Genomic DNA, 17,408 nt, shown 5'->3' on the forward strand with positions numbered 1-17,408 from the left:
AAAGCTATCGACTGACAGTATCCGCGCCTATTTGAATCCGGCTATGGCCCTGCCCTGCTTGAGGACAATGCGCCCCAAAGGCAGATCGCGCCACCACAGGCCAGCCTCGCGCCCGTTCAGCCCTGTCTGGCGGCTTTGCCCGCTCAACAGGGCCGTGATATCGCCCACATCGTCCAGCACCAGGCTGGAGGCGGCATCCGGCGGCGACTGCATGAGCACGCGCAGGCGCGGCGCAGCATCCAGCGTTCCGCCGCAGAGCTTGCCCAGCAATGCCCCCTGCCATACACAACCGGGGGGCAAAAGAGCTGTGGCCTGCGGCGGCACAAAACGGACGTGCTCACCGTACAGCACCGCCCGCCCTGAGGGCAGCAGGTCAGGGTTGCAGGTGACGCCCACCAGGCTTTCCGGCGGCAACGGACTGCCTGAAGGACGTTCAACGGGCTTTCCCGCTGGGCCATCACCGCGATTACGCCCGACACGCCGCCCATTGCGCTGACCAGCGCTCTGCATCCCGGAGGGAACGTTCGCAGAGGCTTCAAAAACGGTTTCCTGCGGCTCAGACACGTTGCTTTCAAAGGGCAGAGCCACCGTATTCGCATGGCCCGGTTTGCGAAAAAGGGCCACATAAAATCCCTGAGCCTGCGAGCGCGCGCCGTCCACGCGCAAGGTGCCTTCGCCGCCGGGTAGCTCCTCCCACACGAAACCGGGGATGGGATCAAGATGTTCGCGCTCCAGCCCCAGCTCCTGCTCGGCAAAGCGCACCTGCGCCTCGTTTTCATCCACATTGGTCGTACAGGTGGAATACACCAGCCGCCCGCCGGGGCGCAGCAGCGAGGCTGCATGGCGCAGCAGACGGCGTTGCAGCCCGGTGAGGCTGTCGAGCTTGTCGCCCTGCCAGAGCTTGAGCACCTGCGGGTGCTTTTCTGCGGTTCCCCATCCGGAACAGGGAGGATCAAGCAGGATGGCGTCCCATGAGCCGGGCCGCAAAGGCAGGGCATCCCCGCTGTAGGAGCAGGTGGCGGCCTGTATCAGATTAAGCTGGTGCAGGTTGGCCCGCAGGGTGCCAAGGCGCGTGGGCGACGGCTCGTTGCCGAGCACAAAACCATTGCGCCCCACAAGCTGGGCCAGAAAGCCCGTCTTGCTGCCGGGGCTTGCGCACATGTCGAGCACGGCGCTGCCAGCAGAGGGAGCCAGCGCCAGCGGCGGCAACATGGATGAACGGTCCTGTATATAAATGTAGCCGAAAAATGCAGCCAGCGAACCACCAAGCGGGCGCGGCTCGGCCACAAGGCGGCGACACAGGGGAGAAAAAGGTTCCGGCTCAAAATCATACCCCTGGGCGCGCAGCAGGGCCTCCACTGCGGGCACCTGCTCCGGGGCGCATACCAGACGGAAGGAACGGATAAGAGTTTTCGGCATGGCGGCATATTATTGACAGTACGGCCTTCCCGCAAGGAATTTATCTGTTGCGGCGCGCTTCACAGGCTCCTTGCGTCTTGCACGGCGCTGCAAGTGTGCGTATAGTGCGCCAGTGCGGAAGTGCCGGGCTGCTTTTGACAGTCGGCACCGGTTGACCGCCACAACGGCCCGTGGCCGTACTTTACCGGGTATTTGCGTGAATACTCAAGGAGAATGGAATGAAATTCGCCATGCGACTGACTTTTTCGGTCTGCCTGATGCTCGTCGCCGTTGCTGCGGGCGCTGCCAGCGCCGCCGCTAAAAGCGCTGTGGTATTGCCCTTTGTGGTCAATGCCCCCCAGAGCTACGCTTACCTTTCCAAGGCTGTTCAGGCTACCATCCAGGGACGCCTTGACCGCCCTGGCGTGCTTGAAGCCCGTGCGGGACAGAACAAGGCCGCCAGCCAGGCAGAAGCCCAGCAGGCGCTCCGCTCGACTGGTGCGGACAACGCCATCTGGGGTTCCGTGAGCGTCATGGGCAACGACTGCACCATTGTTATGAACAGCGTGGACAAGGCAGGCAAAGCCTGGAGCAAAACCGCACAGACTCCTGTGAGCGAACTGACCACTTCTGTGCAGAACCTTACCTCGGCCCTGAGCCAGGAAGTCTTTGGTATTTCCTCCGCAATGCGCACCCCCGGCTCCACCGCCGCTGGTTCTCCGCGTGGCGCAACCGCCAATGGCGACATCGTCACCAATGAAACCGGTCAGCAGCAGGTGTACCTGAACCCGCAGTTCCGCTATCAGGGTGCTGGCGCTGAAGACGGCTCCCGCCTGCGCACCCAGCGCCTGGGTTATAACATGGTCGACATGGCCGTGGGCGACTTTAACGGTGATGGCAAGAATGAAATCGCCATCCTGAGCGATCATGATCTGCGCATCTACAGCTGGCCTGTCAACGGTCAGATCAAACTGATTGGCGAAACCACTGTTTCGCGTTCCAACAACAACTTCTCCATGCGCGCCATCGACCTCAACCGCGACCGCAGCATGGCCCTTGTTGTGACTACCACCGAAGAATCGAGCAATCGCCCTTACTCCTATATTTACAGCTTTAAGGGCAACAAATTCACCACCATGGCCGACCGCATTCCTTACTATGTGAGCGTCATGCGTGTGCCCCCCACCTACAGCCCCACTCTTGTGGGCCAGGGATGGGATTCGCTCAAGCTCTTTGCCCCCGGCGTGCGCATCATGACCAAGCAGGACGGCAAGTATACCCTTGGCACCCGTCTTGATCTGCCCTCCGGCGCCACCGTGTTCAACTGCGTGTGGCTGCCCGCTGGCAAGAACGGCAAGGGTGAGCAGCTTGTCATGCTGACCGATGATGAGCGCATCAAGCTCTTCCAGGGACACAGCAACACTCTGATTCACACCACCATGGAACGTTATTCCGGTTCTGCCACGGGCATGGACCACTACAAGGGCATGCCGGGTCTTGGCGTTGACAAGAACTATCAGCTGCCCAGCAAGTACTATGCCCCCATGCGCCTCATCGCTGCCGACATCGGCAATACCGGCGACTACACGCTGCTGGTCAACAAGCCCATTTCCACTGCGGCTCAGTTCTTTGACCGTTACCGTTTCTTCCCCCAAGGCGAAGTTCATGCCCTGTACTGGGACGGCGTGGGCCTTGGCCTCAAGTGGAAGACCCGCCGCATCCGTGGCTCTGTGGCAGAAATCGACCTGGCTGACGTGAACAACGATGGCATCCTTGATCTGGTGGTGGGCCTGAACACCTCGCCCGATCTCGGCATCGGCAGCCGCCAGTGCATGATTACCGCCTATCCTCTGGACGTTTCGGCTACTAATCCCAACGTGCCTGCGGACTTGAGCGACTTTGAAGTAAACCCCAACTAGCGGGGGAAACGGCCCTTCGCCAGCGCGAGGGGCCGTTTTTATCTGCGGCGCAGAGCTGCGGATATGGAGCAACGGCCTTGCCTCAGCTCTGGCAATAGCCAATATTAAAGCGGTAAAACCCACATGGGTTTTACCGCTTTATAACCAGTTTACTGAAACGGAAAAGTTTTTGGAGTAAGGAGACAGCATGCGCATCCTTGTGATCGGCTCCGGTGGCCGCGAACACGCCCTGGTTTGGAAAATCCTGCAAAGCCCCGAAGTCAGCGCCATTTTTGTCGCGCCCGGCAACGGCGGCACCAGCAGCGAAGGGGCCGTCAACGTGCCTGTGGCTGTGGACGACCTGGACGGATTGCTGGCCTTTGCGCGCAAGGAGCACATCGACCTGGTGATTCCAGGCCCCGAACTGCCCCTGACGTTGGGCATTGTTGACCGCATGCGCGAAGCGGGCATTCCCAGCTTCGGGCCGGATGCCTATGGCGCGCGCCTTGAGGGCAGCAAGGCTTTTGCCAAGGAAATCATGAACCGCGCCAAGGTTCCCACCGCCCATTGCGAAGTGTTCAGCGATGCGCAGACGGCCCGCGACCACATCAACAAAGTGGGCGCTCCCCTGGTCATCAAGGCGGACGGCCTCGCCGCAGGCAAGGGCGTCATCATTGCCCAGACCGTGCAGGAAGCGCTGGACGCCATTGACGAAATCATGACCGAACGCGCCTTTGGCGATGCTGGCAACCTTGTGGTGGTGGAAGAATGCCTTGTGGGCGAGGAAGCCTCCTTCCTCTGCGTATGCGATGGCACACGCGCTGTTCCCCTGCCTTCGGCGCAGGATCACAAGCGTGTGTTCGATAACGATGAAGGCCCCAATACCGGCGGCATGGGCGCTTACAGCCCCGCCCCGGTGCTGCCCGACAGCATGCTTGAAGAAATGGCCGACCTCACTGTGCGGCCCATCCTGCGCGAGCTTGCCAAGGACGGACACCCCTTTGTGGGCGTGCTGTACGCGGGCCTGATGATGACCGCCGACGGCCCCAAGGTGCTGGAATACAATGTGCGCTTTGGCGACCCCGAATGTCAGCCCCTGCTTATGCGCCTTGACGGCGACCTGCCAGCCATCATGCTCGACGCCGTGCGCGGCAAGCTTGACCCGGAAAGTCTCGGCCAGACCAGCCAGACCGCGCTTGGAGTGGTGATCACCGCCAAGGGGTATCCCGGCTCCTACGCCAAGGGTCTGTCCATCGAGGGGATTGAAGACGCGGACAGCGTACCCGGCGTAAAGGTTTTTCACAGCGGCACTGCCGTTAAGGACGGAGCGCTCGTTTCCAACGGCGGGCGTGTTTTGTGCGTCACCGCACTGGGCGATAGCCTGGCCGCCGCGCAAAAGGCCGCCTATGCCGGTGTGGCCAAGGTGCGCATGCAGGATGGTTTTCATCGCACCGATATTGGCGAAAAGGGCATCCGCCGTCTGGCCGGAAAATAGCAACAAACCGATTTTGCAAGGATATTCCGGCGCGTTGCGCCGCACCACAGGAAGGTAAGACCATGCCGCAAGTAGTCATTTTGATGGGGTCAAAGTCTGACGAAGAAAAGGTCAGCCCCTGCGTAGACGTGCTGAAAAGCCTTGGCGTAAGCTGCGCCATCACCGTCAGTTCCGCGCATCGCACCCCGGAACGCACCGAAAGATTGGTGAGCCAGTACGAAGCCGAAGGCACCCGCGTGTTTATTTGCGCCGCAGGCATGGCCGCGCATCTGGCTGGAGCCGTTGCCGCCCGCACTACGCGCCCTGTAATTGGCATTCCCGTTTCCAGCGCCGCTCTGTGCGGCATGGACGCGCTTTTTGCCACTGTGCAGATGCCTCCCGGATTCCCGGTCGCCACCGTTGCCACCGACAAGGCTGGCGCGCGCAATGCCGCATGGCTGGCCGCCCAGATTCTGGCCGTGTCCGACCCCGCGCTCAACGAACGCATTGCCGAAGCCCGCGCCAAGATGCGCGAAGAAGTGGAAAAAGCCGGGGAAGAAATCAGCCGCAAGTACGCCTAGCGTACTAGCCCTGGCAGCAGGGCCGACGCTTGCACCGTACTTTGTCCATGCTTTGATTCGCCATAAGAACCCACGGTACAGGCACGAACCGTGCGCTGAAAAGACCGACAAACGCCCGCATGCTGAGCTTGCGGGCGTTTGTTATTGCCAGATGTTGCGCTGACGCTGCAAAGCGACAGGCGGATTGATTACACGGACTCGTCTGCACCGTACTCAAGGCCAACAGAGCACACCCTGTTGCGTCCCTCCTGCTTGGCGCGGTACAGGGCTGTATCTGCCGCCAGAATAAGGGCATCGCAGATTTGCGTGCTTTCCATGCCCTGTGGAGCGCCCGGTTCAAATACTGCGGCGGCAACGCCAACACTAATGGTCACATTTATGGCAGTACCGTTGAAAGCCACTTCTATCATGGCGGCAACCTGCCGCAGCCGCTCGGCGAGAGCCACGGCCTCATCCTTCCCTATACCAGGCAGCAGCACAGAAAATTCCTCGCCGCCATAGCGCCCAAGCAGGGCTTTATGACCAAGCGAGTCTTTCAGGGCGGCCGTGACGCCCCGCAGTACCTTGTCTCCCGCCAAATGCCCGTACTCATCATTGACGCGTTTGAAATGGTCGATGTCCAGCAGCATAAAACCGAGCTTGCCTCCAGCCTCCTGGCAGCGGTCGATATCGCGCTGAAAAGCCTCCATAAAAAACCAGCGGCTGAACACCTGGGTCAGCGCGTCCTGTGACGCGATTCGCTGCATTTTTTCAAGCAGTTCCTTACTCTCGGTCATGTCGTACAAGGATACAATGAGGCCGGAATCTTTTTCTGACTCCCCAACCCTGGCGCAGGAGACCTTGTAAAAACGCAACCCACCCGCCACCGGCAAAGCAATCTCCCTTTCCTCATTCTGCACAAGCGCCGCCACATCAAGGGAACTCTGTTCAGGAAACACATCCCTGACCGCCAGCCCCACGGCATTCTCCGACAGAGCCGGAAGAATGGACACAGCGCTGTCGTTGAAATCCACTATCCGCAGTTTGTCGTCCAGCACCAGCACGCTGGCGCTCATGGTCTTGAAGACCTTGTCGCGCGCTATGGGCACGAGGTCGAACATGCGCAAACGGGACATGGCAAAGCCGCTCAGCGGCAGGGCCGCCGAGAGAATGAAGGGCTCAATGTCAATGCCGTAGGGCGCAAAGCCCAACGTCTGCAAAAAATTGCCTATCCAGAGGCTCAGCGCGCCAACAAAGATAGTTTTTGCCTGCCGTCTGCGGTAGCCCGTTGCTTTGCCGTAGGAGAAGGCAAACAAAGTCAGCCCCGCAAAGGCAACCAACATCTTGTAAACAAAATCTACATAATACCACCAGCCCTTCTGTGTTACCGCCACAGGGAAAGGACCGCTGGCATCCACTGCAAATGTTTTATAATGGAAATGGTGATACTCATTGGTGTAGAGCATCACAATAGTCGTCAATGGCACCACAAACAGCAGGGCCAGCACAGTCTTGCTCTTTATTGAATAGTTATTGTAATAAATGGCAAAAAGGAACCAGAACACTGCAATAAGCGGTGCTCCAAGATACTCAATTTTTAAGGAAAGATAGATTGTTTCAGGCGTGCTTGATGCAAGTTCGAAAATGTACCCGACCGTGTACATGAAAATAGACATGAACAAAAACAAAAAAGCCGCATACCCGTTTGAGCGCGCTATTCTGGACGAATAGCAAACAGCATAGAGCATGCCCGCGCACGATATACTCAGAAAAAGAATACAGGCAGCTCTTATTATCACTGAATATGCCTTATACTATTCACCCTGTGAGCGTGCCAGCTGCAACTGGCCTTGCGGGCGCAGCTGGGCATTCAAAATACCCTGCGGAGGCGGAAAAACACAGCCCGCGCTCGCGCGCAATTTTGAAGGTCCGATATTTTTTATCTGTATCCCCACGAGCTGGCAAGCGGTGCTTCTCCGACAGCAAACAAAAACTCCGGGCCTGCCTGAGCAGACACCGGAGTCTTTGCAACAATCAAACCAACGTATTGACTAGAATTTGCCTGTCACGTCCAGGCACTGCCAGGGCAGGCCGTAGACGTTGAGATCCTTCATGAAGGGATCAGGATCAAACTGTTCCATGTTCCACACGCCGGGCTTGCGCCACAAGCCCTGAGCCACCATCTTCGTACCGATCATGGCCGGTACGCCCGTGGTGTACGAAATGGCCTGGGAGCCCACCTCCGCATAACATTCTTCGTGATCGCAGATGTTGTACACGTAGACGGTTTTTTCCTTGCCGTCCTTGACGCCGCGCATGAGGTCGCCAATGCAGGTCTTGCCCTTGGTCAGGGGGCCGAGGGAGGCCGGGTCGGGCAGCAGCTTGGCAAGGAACTGGATGGGCACAATGTCCTGCCCCTGAAATTTCACAGGGTCGATGCGGGTCATGCCCACGTTGCCAAGCACCTTGAGGTGGTTGAGATAATTCTCTGAAAACGTCATCCAGAAGCGGGCGCGACGGATCCCCTTGAGGTTCTGCACCAGCGATTCCAGTTCTTCATGATACATGAGGAAACATTTTTTAGAGCCGATGCCCTCAGGGAAATCAAAATTCATGGACCAGGACAGGGGGTCAGTTTCCACCCACTCGCCGCGTTCCCAGTACCGCCCTCGCGCCGTGACCTCGCGGATGTTGATTTCAGGATTGAAGTTGGTGGCAAAGGGCTGGCCGTGATCACCAGCATTGCAGTCGATGATGTCGAGCACGTGCACTTCGTCCAGCTGGTGCTTGAGCGCCCAGGCCGCGTACACGTTGGTGACTCCGGGGTCAAAGCCGGAACCGAGCAGGGCCGTCAGCCCCGCCTCGCGGAAGCGATCCTGATAGGCCCACTGCCACTTGTATTCAAATTTGGCTGTGTCCAGCGGCTCGTAGTTGGCGGTGTCCACATAATGCACGCCGCATTCAAGGCAGGCATCCATAATGTGCAGATCCTGATACGGCAGGGCCACGTTGCAGACCACATCGGGCTTGACCTGCCGGATGAGGGAGCACAGCTCGGGCACGTTGTCCGCGTCTACCTGAGCGGTCGCAACTTCGACGCCAAGACGCGTCTTGACGCTCTGCACAATGGCATCGCAGCGGGAAAGGGTGCGGCTTGCCAGCGTTACCTTTGAAAATCCGCCTTCCTTGAGTACCTGCGCACACTTGTGCACCACAACGCTGCCTACGCCGCCCGCGCCAATAATCAGAATATGAGACATGTTCCTTCTCCGTGGTGGAAGAGGTATACCACTGCGCGGCATAGCCGCGCCGCCATTTTCATATATCGCGCCCGTGGGCGCAGGGTTGCCGGGTCGCATGACCCGGGCCGGAAAACATGATGCCCGCACGGCGTGACAGAGCCGTTACGCCACGCGCGGAATGGGCCTTATGGCCCAGGAAAGTTCCGGCGTCAACAGCTCTCGGAGCAAAAACCGTCAACTCTGTCTTATTTCTCACTTTTGGCCGCAGGGCCCGGATCTGCCGCATCGCCATCCAGCAGGCGCACATGGGCGTAACGCCCGCTTTTGCGCGCCTGCTCTGCAAGCTCCAGCCCCTGGCTCCTGCACTGCGGGCAGGCGTGGCGTGGCACCAGCACGCACAGGGAGCGGGGCACCCGTTCCGATGCGGTCTCAATGCGCCCCAGCCCCGAGCAATCGCTGCACAGCCGCCAAGCTTCTGTCTGCCCTTCGCGCAGGTTGTCCGTATCGTAAAAGATATGCTTGCGACGCACCCACCAGCCGTTTTCTTCCTCGCCTTCCGTGGGCTGCGCCGGAGGATGAAAATACACATCGCGGATCTGCCCGCACAATCTGGCAATGTATTCCCCAACTTGCGGGCGCTGCCGCGTGGCTTCTGGCGTCCAGCCCGGCTCGCGAATATCCGAGGCGTCCAGCCCTGCCAGTGCAAGGCAGATACCCAGATTCACGTAGGGCAAAGCCCCTCGTATGGAGTAGCCGCCTTCAAGCACGGCGATATGTGGCTGCAGAGCAGCGTTGAGCGCCGCATAGCCCTGTGCCGAAAGCTTCATGTTGGCAAGGGGATCGGTGAAGTGATTGTCCTGCCCGGCGGAATTGATGATCAGGTCAGGCTTGAAATCTTCCAGAATGGGCAGCACCGCATGCTCTATGGCATACAGATAGCCCTCGTCCGAGGTTTCGGGCGGCAGGGGGATGTTGATGGTGCGCCCAAGCGCGCCTGGGCCGCCGCATTCCTGCGGGAAACCCGATCCGGGGTACAGGGTGCGCCCGTCCTGATGCAGGGAGATGAACAGGGTATGCGGGTCGTTCCAGAAGATGTCCTGACTGCCGTCGCCGTGGTGCACATCCGTATCCACAATGGCAATGCGCAGGGGGCGGCCATCGGGACGGGGGTAGTGGTCGCGGATATACTCCACCATGACGGCTTCGTTATTGATATTACAGAAGCCACGGTTGCCGTGCACCACTCGCATGGCGTGATGGCCTGGAGGCCGCACCAGGGCAAAGGCGCGCTGTTCGCGTCCCTCAAGCACCAGCCGGGCCGCGCGGATAGCCCCGCCCGCCGAAGCCAGATGCGAATCCGTACTCACCGCCGCAGCCGAGGGCAAACAGAAGTGCGCACGCTCAAGCTGGGCATGTGTGGCAAAGGCGGGGCGGTACTCCGTAATGCCGGGAATGTCGAACAGCCCTTCTTCTAGCAGCTGGTCGCGTGTGTAGAGCAGGCGCTCTTCCCGCTCCGGGTGTGTCGCAGAAATGGCCCAGTCAAAGGCAGGAAAAAACACCACACCAAGACTGCGGGCCGCCACCAGAGGCGGCAATGTTTTTTCAGTCATCACCTTCGCCAAGTTCTTCAAAAATATCTGCCCCGTAACGGGCATAGGTCACCATACGGCCCATGTGCGCAAGGCCCATGCCGTAGGCCAGGTTACTTTCGGCCACGGCCATGAAAAGCACGCCTTCAGTATCGTGCAGGGCAAAAAAGCCGCCCGCACCGCCATCCTTGCGAAAAACGGCGCAGTGCAGCAAACCGGGATCGCCGATGACGTTGATGAGGGTGTAGCCCTTGGGCGGCTGCCCCGGCAGATAAGCCAGTTCCTTGCCTTCACGGGGGGCAAAGCGCACGCCCGCGCCTTCAACTTCAACTGTATAACATTCGTACATATATTCTCCTTGGTGGCGCATGGCTCGCGCCAAAAGCCTGCATGGCAGGCTGAATCGGTAAAATTGCAAAGGCCCGGAAAGCGGCTCCCGCCGCAAAAAACTATTCCAATCCCCAACCGCGCTGCCGCAAATGGGATTCAATGGCGGAACGGCACTGCAAAACCACGTCTTCGGGCGGCTGCGAGGCGTCAATAATGGCAAAGCGCTCGGGTTCTTCCTCGGCCAGGACCCTGTAGCCCTGGCGCACCCGCTCGTGAAAATCAAGGCTCTCGGCGTCAAAACGGCCTTCTGAAACTACCAGACCTTCCTGACGGTTGCGCTCGCCAGCGCGCATGAGGCCGCAACGCACCGGCAGATCCAGCAGCAGGGTCAGCTCAGGTTGCAGGCCGCCCGTGGCCGCCTGATTGAGCCTTTGCAGATATTCCGAATCAAGCCCGCGTCCGTGCCCCTGATAGGCCAGTGTGGAATCGGTGTAACGGTCGCACAGCACGGTCTGCCCTGCTTCCAGCGCAGGCCGGATGACCTCCGCCACGTGCTGCGCCCTGTCGGCAAGAAACAGAAAAAGCTCCGCCCGGCTGGAGAGTTCGCGCGTGCGGGCATCAAGCAGTATGGAGCGCAGGCTGCGCCCAAGCGCACAGCCCCCCGGCTCACGCGTACACAGGGGGTCGTGGCCATTTTCCTGCAAAAAACCCGCAAGATAGTTGATGGCCGTGGACTTGCCCGCGCCTTCTATACCTTCAAAAGAGATAAACATTCTTCTTTCACCGCTTTTTTGCGGGTTGCGGGGGCGGCTTTGTCCGGCGTACGCGCGGCCCGGTGCACGGGTCGCCCCAGCGTAGCCTGCCAGGGTGTCCAGGCCTCGCCTTCGCCCTCTATCTGGGCAAACAGGCCACGGCACTGGGCCATCTTGGCGTCCAGGTTGTCGGCATAGTGCAGGGCCATGGCTTCCGGCGTATGCGGCACGCGCACCGCACCGAACTCCAGCTCGCCATGGTGGCTCAAGATCAGGTGTTTCAGATGCCGCTGCAACGGATCTTCCAGACCGGATTTAGCCAGATACGGCTCCAGCATTTCAATGCCCAGCATGAGGTGCCCCAGCAGGCGGCCCTCATCAGTGTAATCATTGGCGATACCGCCAGAGAATTCGCGCAGTTTACCAATGTCGTGAAACAGCGCTCCCGCAAGAAAAGTCTGCCGGTCAAGTTCCGGATAATGGTCGGCAATGCGCCGGCAGAGCTTGAATACGCTCAGGGTATGTTCAAGCAGCCCGCCCACATAGGCGTGGTGCACCCCCTTGGCCGCCGGGCAGACCCGAAAGGCGGCGCGCATCTCGTCGTTATTAAAAAATCCCTGCACCAGCTTGCGCCATGGCGCGTGGACAAATTCCTTCTTGATGAGGTCAAGCAGTTCATCCAGCATCTCATCCAGCGAAAAGGGACTGGCGGGCATAAGGGCCGCATGGTCCACAGCGGCGCATTCCTCATCGGAAAGAAAGCGCATCTGCTCCACCGTGAGCTGCACCTGATCCCGATACAGCCCCGCGCGCCCTTCGGCCCACACAAGCGTTCCCGCCGCGATTTCGCTGAACTCCGCGCTCAGCGGATGCCATATCTTGGCTTCAAGGCTGCCGCTGGCGTCAGCAAGGGTAAGCCGCCAGTACGGGCCATTGCGCGACTGGCCCTGCGCAGCCTGCGTAACCACGAATATGCCGCGCGCCTCCGAGGCGGGGCCAATATCTTTGACGTAACAACCTTTTTCCATATATCGTTCCAGCGGCGCGTATCTGCGCCGGGCATGTGCTGTTTTCCACGCGGGCATGGCCCATGACGCGGAACTTCCAAATTGGCAGGGCCGCGCAAAAACACTGGAACCACGCGGGCCTTAGGCCGAATTTCCCTTCTTTCCGAGGTATTGTCAAATGGACGTTCTTCTGACCAACGATGACGGCATCCGCGCGCGCGGCTTGCGCGCGCTATACGCCGCCCTGCTTGAAGCAGGGCATACAGTGCATGTGGTGGCCCCCATGACCCAACAATCCGGCGTGGGCCATTCGCTGACCGTATTTGAACCTGTACGCGCCATGGATTTTGAGGAACCCGACTTCAAGGGCCTGGGTATTTACGGCACACCCACGGACTGCGTCAAACTGGCCCTCGGGCAACTCCTGCCCAAAAAGCCCGACATGGTCATTTCGGGCATCAACGCAGGCCCCAACGTTGGCCCGGACATTCTGTATTCCGGCACGGTGGGCGCGGCCACGGAGGCGGCCCACGAAAATCTGCCGAGCATCGCTGTTTCGCACGACTGCTACAAGGTCAAAAACGGCGATCTGCTGCCCCAGGCCCGGCATCTGGTGGCGCTGGCCGAGCGCATCGACTGGTCGAAGCTGGGCCGCCGCAGGGTTGTCAACGTCAACTATCCTGCCTGCCCGCTGGACGAGGTCAAAGGCCTGCGCGTCTGCCCGCAGACCAGCGCCGTGTGGGTAAACACCTACTCGGAACGCCTGGACCCGCGCGGCGCGCCCTACTGGTGGCTTGAGGGCGAAATTCCGGCAGAAACCATTGAGCCGGATTCGGACAAAGACATGCTCAACCGGGGATACATTACCCTTACCCCACTGCGTTTTGATTTTACTGATACGGCTGGCCTGAACGCGCTGGCAGGCATGAAACTCGCCTAGCGTTCATTACTGTGCCAAAGCTTTCGGCAACCTGCCGGAAACATAAGGGATCAGGCGAACCCTCTTGACGCCGCCGCTACATGTGGGCTACAGGCGCGCTCGGGCATACAAAATATGTTTTGCGTTTGCCCGGGCACTGCCCCGCCGAAGAACTGCAACGTAAGCCAGTTTCCCGCGCTGCAGGCATTCCCCTTTACGGGGAATTGGTGTATGTGCAGACTTGTCATTTCCGGGCGACTTATGCTTTTTTGACCGTCCTTAATGCCAGACCCCTCTGGAGGAAATCATGCCTCTTATCAATCCCAAAGAAATGTTCGCTGCCGCCTATACTGGCGGGTACGCCATTGGCGCGTTCAACGTCAACAATATGGAAATCATCCAGGGCATCATGAGCGCGGCCTCCGAGGAAAAATCGCCGGTCATCCTTCAGGTGTCTTCGGGCGCCCGCAAGTATGCCGGGCAGATATACATCATGAAGCTTGTGGAAGCGGCTCTTGCGCTTGACCCTTCCATCCCCGTGGTTGTGCACCTCGACCACGGCCCCAGCTTTGAGATGTGCCGCGATTGCATTGACGGCGGCTTCACATCGGTGATGATCGATGGTTCGCACCTTTCATTTGAAGAGAACATCGCCCTGACCAAACAGGTGGTGGACTATGCCCACCCCCGTGGCGTATGGGTTGAGGCCGAGCTGGGCAAGCTGGCTGGCATTGAAGAACATGTGCAATCTGCTGAACACGTCTACACCGACCCCGATGAAGCCGTGGAATTTGTAAACCGCACGGGCTGCGATTCGCTGGCCGTTGCCATCGGCACAAGCCACGGCGCGTACAAGTTCAAGGGCGAAGCCAAGCTTGATTTTGACCGTCTGGCCCGCATTGGCGACAAGCTGCCGAATTACCCCCTGGTGCTGCACGGCGCTTCCAGCGTACCGCAGGAATTTGTGAGCCAGTGCAACCAGTATGGCGGCCAGGTTGGCGGAGCCAAGGGTGTGCCCGAAGACATGCTGCGCCAGGCTGCGGGCATGAATGTGTGCAAAATCAATGTGGATACGGACATTCGCCTGGCTGTCACCGCATCCATCCGTCAGTATCTTGCCGAACACCCCGACCAGTTTGACCCGCGCGCCTACCTCACCCCCGCGCGTGATGCCGTCAAGAACATGGTGGCCCACAAGATCCGCAATGTCATGGGATCTTCAAATAAAGCCTAATCCCTACGCCCCAAGGAGCGCGAATCATGCCCGTGAAAGTTGGAATGAACGGCTTTGGCCGCATCGGTCGGTATCTGCTGCGTCTTATGGCCGACGACAAAGAAATTCAGATCGCCGCCATCAACGCCCGTGCGGACAACGCCGCGCTGGCCTATCTTTTCAAGTATGATTCCACTTACGGAACCTTTCAGGGCACTGTTGATCACGATGAAAACGGCATCATCGTCAATGGCCGCCATATCGCCGTTACCCGCTGCAAGGCGGGCGAATGGGAATGGGAACGCCTTGGCGTAACCCTGGCCGTGGAAACCACGGGCACCATCAAGGATCGGGAAGGCCTGGCCCAGCATCTGGCCTGCGGCGCAAAAAAGGTTGTGATCTCCGCCCCCGGCAAGGACGTGGACGCCATGATTGTTATGGGCGTCAACCATGACGTCTATGACGGCGCAAAACACAGCGTCATTTCTGCCGCATCCTGCACCACCAACTGCCTGGCTCCTGCGGTCAAGGTACTGCACGAGACCTTTGGCTTCCGCCATGGCCTCATGACCACTATCCACTCCTACACCATGAGCCAGCGTATTCTGGACGGCACCCACAAGGACTGGCGTCGCGGCCGCGCCGCAGCCGTGTCCATGGTGCCTTCAAGCACGGGCGCCGCCAAGGCTGTGGGGCAGGTCATGCCGGAACTGGAAGGCAAGCTCAACGGTATGTCGGTGCGTATTCCCACCTTTGACTGCTCGCTGGTCGACCTGACCTGTGAAGTGGAAAAAGCCTGTGATGCCGCCGCTGTCAACGCGGCCCTTCAGGCTGCCAGCAAGGGCGCTCTGGCCGAAAACATGGGCTATTCCGAAGAGCCGCTGGTGTCCATAGACTACAAGGGCAGCACCTTCGGCGGCGTGGTGGATGCACTCTCCACCCAGGTGCTTGACGGCACCATGGTCAAACTGCTCATCTGGTACGACAACGAATCCGGCTTCACCAACCAGTTGCTGCGCCTGCTGCGCATGGTGGGCAAGGACTGCTGATAAAGATCGCGCCTTGCCCTGCCTGGCAGGGATGGGCATGAATTACGAGCGCGGCGGGTTGCAATACCCGCCGCGCTCTGCATTTGTTCGCCCGTTTTGACAGCCCCTGTCCCGGCGCATGCTTCACTCTGCCTCTTTTGGGCCTTTCTCAACCCCAGATTTGAGTGCGCGGCCCAGGAAAATTCTGCTCACCACTCGCCAGTATGGGAAAATTTTTCCTCTTTTCTTTGCCGCGTTTTACGCATTACCCAACAAAACTGGCTCTACGCATGGCTTTACAGGCATCTTGTCTGAACGCGTCATTTGCGCCGAGCCCTAATACTTTTTGCCGTTGCGCCGATTAAGTGGACAAAAGGTGGTAGCACGCAAGGACGCGTCGGCATTTCGCGCCGCCTGTGACATACAGCATTCATGGAGGAATGTATGTATATCAATCATAATACCATGGCCTCGCAAGTAGGCAACAATCTGACCTCGCACTACAACGACCTGAAAACCTCTACCTCGCGGCTGTCATCCGGCCTGCGCATCAATTCCGCTGCGGACGATGCCGCCGGTCTGGCCATTCGCGAACTCATGCGTACCGATATCGCCGCCCTGCAACAGGGCGTGCGTAACGCCAATGACGCCATTTCCCTCATTCAGACCGCCGACGGAGCCTTGGGCATCATCGACGAAAAGCTGACTCGTATGAAGGAACTGGCAGAACAGGCAGCCACCGGTACCTATGACTCCACCCAGCGCCTGATGATTGAATCGGAGTACCAGGCCATGGCTTCGGAAATTACCCGAATCGCCACGGCCACGGACTTCAACGGCATCCACCTGCTGAACGGCAACCTGTCGAGCGACACGCACACAGGCAGCACCATGTCCAGCACTGGCAAGCTGAAGGTACACTTTGGCACAGCCAACGATTCGGCGGAAGACTACTACTACATCCAGATCGGCACGAGCACCGCCTCTGCCCTTGGTGTAGGCAATCAGGCTGCCACCACTTCCGCCGGCAGATCGGTATCAACTCAGGAGGCGGCGCAGAAGGCACTTGTGGCCATCACCAACGCCGTGGTCTCCAAGGACAAGATCCGGGCGCACCTGGGCGCGCTGCAAAACCGGCTGGAGAACACAATCTCCAACCTGAGCACTCAGGCCGAGAACCTGCAGGCGGCTGAATCCCGCATTTCTGACGTGGACGTGGCCACGGAAATGACGCAGTTTGTCCGCAACCAGATTCTCACCCAGTCGTCTGTGGCCATGCTCTCGCAAGCCAACAGCATGCCTAAGCTGGCATTGAACCTGATTTCCGGCTAGCGGCAAAACCAGGTGGTGGAGGGCAATAGCCCAGGACCGGCCAAGAGGCTGGGGAGAGCTTTAAGGCCACAACCAACAAGTTTCTGATGAAAGCCGGGTCGTTCGCGACCCGGCTTTTTTGCACCCTGCTATCTGCTGAGCTTCGGCAAATTCTGCACCGGCACAGTTGCCGCAGCAGTTTTTTCAGCATGCACAGCCCTTCCTTTTCACCATTTCCATTCTTGCGCGACTGCCTCTTGCGCGCATGCCCCGTCAACATTTCTGCGCTCGTTCAAAAAACGATGCGATGTCCCACCTGTTCTGCCAAGGCTTTCCTTACGCGGGATAGCCGTGGGCAAGCAAAAAAGATTTGCCGCAGCAGCATACCCCAAAAATTCGCATCATATAGATATTTGTATATTTTTTTACTGCGAGGCCTGCAGCAGGCTACCATTGGCGCACCAGCCGCCAGCTTATTGACGCGTAACGCTGCGATCTCTGGCATGAATCCTGCTGTAAACGGAGTGCAGGTTTTCAGGCAAATATTGCCTCTCTGAAGCCACGAATCAGAAAGGCAACAGCGCCTGTCGTTTAAGGCTGCCAGCCTAGGTCGGCTCTGCCGATACCAGTCTGGCCTTTGGTAACTCTTTCCCCGCTCCTTGCGGGATGAACGGCGGCAGTCCGCAT

14 protein-coding genes are annotated in these 17,408 nt (G+C 59.1%); 7 read left to right on the plus strand and 7 right to left on the minus strand.

Going from position 1 to position 17,408, the window contains the following annotated elements; genetic code table 11:
- Nucleotides 1–27 precede the first annotated feature (27 nt).
- Nucleotides 28–1,419 (minus strand): RsmB/NOP family class I SAM-dependent RNA methyltransferase, encoded by a 1,392-nt coding sequence (locus JMF94_RS11965; RefSeq protein ID WP_240825341.1) that lies wholly within the window; start codon nucleotides 1,417–1,419, stop codon nucleotides 28–30.
- A 218-nt stretch (nucleotides 1,420–1,637) separates the two neighbouring features.
- On the opposite strand from JMF94_RS11965, the gene JMF94_RS11970 reads away from it, so the two are divergent.
- The 3 genes from JMF94_RS11970 (at nucleotide 1,638) to purE (ending at nucleotide 5,351) form a co-directional block, all read left to right on the plus strand.
- Nucleotides 1,638–3,317 carry a VCBS repeat-containing protein gene (locus JMF94_RS11970; protein WP_240825342.1) on the plus strand — a complete coding sequence of 560 codons (1,680 nt, stop codon included), beginning with the start codon at nucleotides 1,638–1,640 and terminating at the stop codon, nucleotides 3,315–3,317.
- Nucleotides 3,318–3,504: 187 nt separating this feature from the next.
- A complete protein-coding gene (gene purD / locus JMF94_RS11975; RefSeq protein WP_240825343.1) occupies nucleotides 3,505–4,791 on the plus strand; it encodes a phosphoribosylamine--glycine ligase in 1,287 nt (428 codons plus the stop codon).
- A gap of 62 nt (nucleotides 4,792–4,853) precedes the next feature.
- Entirely contained in the window at nucleotides 4,854–5,351 is a 498-nt protein-coding gene (gene purE, locus JMF94_RS11980; protein WP_240825344.1) for a 5-(carboxyamino)imidazole ribonucleotide mutase, read from the plus strand.
- A gap of 188 nt (nucleotides 5,352–5,539) precedes the next feature.
- Here purE and JMF94_RS11985 read toward each other — a convergent pair whose 3' ends face one another.
- The 6 genes from JMF94_RS11985 to JMF94_RS12010 form a co-directional block, all read right to left on the minus strand.
- The gene (locus tag JMF94_RS11985) at nucleotides 5,540–7,129 is read right to left on the minus strand and encodes a histidine kinase N-terminal 7TM domain-containing protein (protein ID WP_346770021.1); all 1,590 of its coding nucleotides are present in this window, start codon (nucleotides 7,127–7,129) and stop codon (nucleotides 5,540–5,542) included.
- Nucleotides 7,130–7,381: 252 nt separating this feature from the next.
- Complete coding sequence (locus JMF94_RS11990; protein WP_240825346.1) at nucleotides 7,382–8,590, minus strand: saccharopine dehydrogenase family protein; 1,209 nt, start codon at nucleotides 8,588–8,590, stop codon at nucleotides 7,382–7,384.
- A 227-nt stretch (nucleotides 8,591–8,817) separates the two neighbouring features.
- The gene (locus tag JMF94_RS11995; protein ID WP_240825347.1) at nucleotides 8,818–10,182 is read right to left on the minus strand and encodes a histone deacetylase; all 1,365 of its coding nucleotides are present in this window, start codon (nucleotides 10,180–10,182) and stop codon (nucleotides 8,818–8,820) included.
- Complete coding sequence (locus JMF94_RS12000; protein ID WP_240825349.1) at nucleotides 10,175–10,510, minus strand: hypothetical protein; 336 nt, start codon at nucleotides 10,508–10,510, stop codon at nucleotides 10,175–10,177. The genes JMF94_RS11995 and JMF94_RS12000 overlap by 8 nt, the downstream gene beginning before the upstream one ends.
- Nucleotides 10,511–10,610: 100 nt before the next feature.
- Nucleotides 10,611–11,264 (minus strand): dTMP kinase, encoded by a 654-nt coding sequence (tmk, locus tag JMF94_RS12005; RefSeq protein WP_240825350.1) that lies wholly within the window; start codon nucleotides 11,262–11,264, stop codon nucleotides 10,611–10,613.
- A complete protein-coding gene (locus JMF94_RS12010; protein ID WP_240825351.1) occupies nucleotides 11,240–12,271 on the minus strand; it encodes an HD domain-containing protein in 1,032 nt (343 codons plus the stop codon). Before JMF94_RS12010 ends, tmk begins: the two co-directional genes overlap by 25 nt.
- A 157-nt stretch (nucleotides 12,272–12,428) precedes the next feature.
- On the opposite strand from JMF94_RS12010, the gene surE reads away from it, so the two are divergent.
- The 4 genes from surE (at nucleotide 12,429) to JMF94_RS12030 (ending at nucleotide 16,742) form a co-directional block, all read left to right on the plus strand.
- A complete protein-coding gene (gene surE, locus JMF94_RS12015) occupies nucleotides 12,429–13,190 on the plus strand; it encodes a 5'/3'-nucleotidase SurE (protein WP_240825352.1) in 762 nt (253 codons plus the stop codon).
- 286 nt (nucleotides 13,191–13,476) lie between these two features.
- Nucleotides 13,477–14,403 carry a class II fructose-1,6-bisphosphate aldolase gene (fba, locus tag JMF94_RS12020; RefSeq protein ID WP_240825353.1) on the plus strand — a complete coding sequence of 309 codons (927 nt, stop codon included), beginning with the start codon at nucleotides 13,477–13,479 and terminating at the stop codon, nucleotides 14,401–14,403.
- Nucleotides 14,404–14,429: 26 nt separating this feature from the next.
- Entirely contained in the window at nucleotides 14,430–15,431 is a 1,002-nt protein-coding gene (gap, locus tag JMF94_RS12025) for a type I glyceraldehyde-3-phosphate dehydrogenase (RefSeq protein WP_240825354.1), read from the plus strand.
- A 423-nt stretch (nucleotides 15,432–15,854) separates the two neighbouring features.
- Nucleotides 15,855–16,742, plus strand: a complete 888-nt coding sequence (locus JMF94_RS12030; RefSeq protein ID WP_240825355.1) for a flagellin — start codon at nucleotides 15,855–15,857, stop codon at nucleotides 16,740–16,742.
- The last annotated feature ends 666 nt before the right edge of the window (nucleotides 16,743–17,408 follow it).

The organism is Desulfovibrio sp. UIB00, assembly GCF_022508225.1.
In the GTDB taxonomy this organism is placed as follows: domain Bacteria; phylum Desulfobacterota; class Desulfovibrionia; order Desulfovibrionales; family Desulfovibrionaceae; genus Desulfovibrio.

Coding starts and splice junctions, on each gene's coding strand:
- tmk (WP_240825350.1), bottom strand. CDS start 11,264: ATGTTTATCTCTTTTGAAGGTATAGAAGGCGCGGGCAAGTCCACGGCC.
- JMF94_RS11990 (WP_240825346.1), bottom strand. CDS start 8,590: ATGTCTCATATTCTGATTATTGGCGCGGGCGGCGTAGGCAGCGTTGTG.
- JMF94_RS11965 (WP_240825341.1), bottom strand. CDS start 1,419: ATGCCGAAAACTCTTATCCGTTCCTTCCGTCTGGTATGCGCCCCGGAG.
- JMF94_RS12010 (WP_240825351.1), bottom strand. CDS start 12,271: ATGGAAAAAGGTTGTTACGTCAAAGATATTGGCCCCGCCTCGGAGGCG.
- JMF94_RS12000 (WP_240825349.1), bottom strand. CDS start 10,510: ATGTACGAATGTTATACAGTTGAAGTTGAAGGCGCGGGCGTGCGCTTT.
- purE (WP_240825344.1), top strand. CDS start 4,854: ATGCCGCAAGTAGTCATTTTGATGGGGTCAAAGTCTGACGAAGAAAAG.
- surE (WP_240825352.1), top strand. CDS start 12,429: ATGGACGTTCTTCTGACCAACGATGACGGCATCCGCGCGCGCGGCTTG.
- gap (WP_240825354.1), top strand. CDS start 14,430: ATGCCCGTGAAAGTTGGAATGAACGGCTTTGGCCGCATCGGTCGGTAT.
- fba (WP_240825353.1), top strand. CDS start 13,477: ATGCCTCTTATCAATCCCAAAGAAATGTTCGCTGCCGCCTATACTGGC.
- JMF94_RS11970 (WP_240825342.1), top strand. CDS start 1,638: ATGAAATTCGCCATGCGACTGACTTTTTCGGTCTGCCTGATGCTCGTC.
- purD (WP_240825343.1), top strand. CDS start 3,505: ATGCGCATCCTTGTGATCGGCTCCGGTGGCCGCGAACACGCCCTGGTT.
- JMF94_RS11995 (WP_240825347.1), bottom strand. CDS start 10,182: ATGACTGAAAAAACATTGCCGCCTCTGGTGGCGGCCCGCAGTCTTGGT.
- JMF94_RS12030 (WP_240825355.1), top strand. CDS start 15,855: ATGTATATCAATCATAATACCATGGCCTCGCAAGTAGGCAACAATCTG.